Below are 2,633 nucleotides of genomic sequence, written 5' to 3' on the forward strand. Positions count from 1 at the left end.
TCGGGGGCTTGGTCTCCTCGGCGGGAGGCCAGCAGCAGATGCCCGGCCTGGTGCTCGGTGGCCAGGTGGCGGGCCAGGATGGCACCCAGGCCGCCGGTGCCGCCCGTGATCAGTACCGTGCCGTCGGGGTCCAGCGCACGCGGCATGGTCAGGACGATCTTGCCGGTGTGGCGGGCCTGGGCCATGTGCCGGAACGCTTGCCGGGCCTGCTGCACCGGCCAGCACCGCACCGGCAGACCGGCCAGTTCCTGGGAGGCGAACAGGTCCAGTAGCTCGGCGAGCATCTGGCCGATCCGCTCGTGGCCGGCGTCCATGAGGTCGAAGCTGCGGTACCGGACGTGGGGGTGGGTGTTCGCGACGTCGGCCGGGTCGCGCCGGTCGGTCTTGCCCATCTCGATGAACCGCCCGCCAGGGGTGAGCAGGTCGAGGGAGGCGTCAGTGAATGGGCCGGCCAGCGAGTTGAGCACCACGTCCATCCCTTCGCCTCCGGTGACTGCGGCGAAGGCGTCAGCGAAGTCCAGGTCGCGGGAGGAGGCGATGTGGCCCTCAGGCACACCCAGCGCCCGCAGCAGGTGCTGCTTGGCAGGCGAAGCGGTGGCGAACACCTCCGCACCCAGATGCCGGGCGATCTGGATCGCGGCCATGCCCACGCCGCCGGCGCCGGAGTGGATCAATACCCTCTCCCCACGGCTGAGCCCGGCCAGGTCGACGAGTCCGTACCAGGCGGTCGCGAACGCTCCCGGGACCGACGCCGCGCGGGCGAAACTCCACCCCTGCGGCATCCGCGCCATCATCCGGCGATCAGCCACGACACGCGGGCCGAAGGTCCCTTCGCCCAGGCCCATCACCTGATCGCCGACCCGCAGCCCGTCCACCCCGGGCCCGATCTCGGAGACGATCCCGGCGAACTCACCACCGATGAGCCCGCCCTGTTCGGGCACCATGCCCAGTGTCACGACCACGTCGCGGAAGTTCAGGCCGGCCGCGCGGACGTCCACGCGCACCTCACCGGCGGCCAGCTCCTGATCGGCCTCGGGGGCCGGGATCAGGTTCAGCCCGTCGATGGAGCCCTTGACGGGACTGTCCAGCCGCCAGGCTTCCGGCCCCTCGGGCGTCGCTAGATCGCCGGAGGTGTCCGCACGGGCCAGACGGGGCACCAGCACCCGACTGGCCCGCACCGCCATCTGGGGCTCGTCCTCCACGCCCAGCAGCGAGGCCAGTGCGGTGAGCGAATCGGCCGCGCGATCGACGTCCACGAGGACGATCCGGCCCGGGTTCTCCGCCTGCGCCGAACGCACCAGGCCCGACACCGCCGCCTCGACCAGAGCACCACCGCCGGCGCTGCCGGCCTCGGTACCGGTCGTCACCGCACCCGTGGTCACCAGCACCAGCCGGGTCTCGGCCAGCCGCTCATCGGCCAGCCAGTCACGCAGCACGCCCACGACCCGGTCCAGCTCCGACCGCAGGCCCTCCAGCGGTTCCTGGTCGTCTGCCTGCGAGATCGGGCAAGGAATGACCAGGGTCGTGATGCCGTCGGCACCCGCTGCCGCGTGGAGATCGGCGTATGAGCGCACCTCCAGGTCGCCGCCGAGCAGGGCCTCGGTCACTCTGCCGTACGTCTCTATGACGGCTATCGGCCCTCGGGCATGGGGTGGGTTCCAGCTTGGCGGTATCACCCACTGCAGGTGGTGGAGCGCCTCGTGTCCGGGCCGGGTACGCGATGACAGTCCACCGGCGGGCAGCGGACGCGTGATCAAACTCGTGACGACCGCGACCGGGACGCCGGTGGCGTCGGCGATCCGGATGCTGGAAGCTCCGCCCTCAGCCGGAAGGACGTGAACGCGCGCCTGCTGGGCTCCCGAAGCCAGGAGCTCCACCCCGTTCCAGGCGAACGGCAGCGCGACGCCCTCAGCCTGCTCGATCAGGCCCGTGGCATGCAGGGCGGCGTCCAAGAGGGCCGGGTGGATGCCGTACTGGTCGGCTTCGGCGGCCTCCCGCTCGTCGAGCTCTACCTCGGCGAACACCTCGTTGTCGCGGATCCAGGCCCGCTTGAGTCCCTGGAAGGCCGGACCATACCCGTATCCGGTGCCGGCGAGTGTCTCGTAGTGGCCGGACACGTCCACCGCCTGCGCTCCCGTGGGCGGCCACTGCTCGCCAGCAGGACTCGGCGTGCTGCTTGTCGCGGTAAGGGTTCCAGTCGCGTGGCGTGTCCAGGGTCGCTGGCTGGTGCGGGCATGCACCGCCACCTCACGCCGACCGTCCTCACCGGCAGCGGACACCGCCACCTGAAGCTGGACCGCCTCGTCGCCCTCGATGACCAGCGGCGCCTCAAGCGTCAGCTCCTCCACCACCGGGCAGCCGACCTCATCTCCCGCCCGCACGGCCAGCTCCACGAACCCGGTGCCGGGGAACAGCAGCGTCTCCCCCACCCCGTGATCGGCCAGCCAGGGATGCGTGGCGGTCGAGATCCGGCCGGTCAGCACCAGCCCTCCGTGATCGGGCAGTTCAACCGCCGCACCCAACAGGGGGTGGTCCACCCGGGCCTGGCCCAGCCCGCCCGCGTCCGACACGCCGGTCGTGGCAGGCTCCAGCCAGTAGCGCCGGTGCTGGAACGCATACGTCGGCAGCTCAGC

At 71.6% G+C, this 2,633-nt stretch carries 1 protein-coding gene; it reads right to left on the reverse strand.

The features are described 5' to 3' along the window. The coding region (locus AB0L65_RS62780) for a polyketide synthase dehydratase domain-containing protein (RefSeq protein ID WP_364267559.1) at positions 1–2,633 on the reverse strand (2,633 nt) is incomplete at both ends.

The sequence above is a fragment of the Nonomuraea sp. NPDC052116 genome (assembly GCF_040680035.1).
Lineage (GTDB): Bacteria > Actinomycetota > Actinomycetes > Streptosporangiales > Streptosporangiaceae > Nonomuraea > Nonomuraea angiospora_A.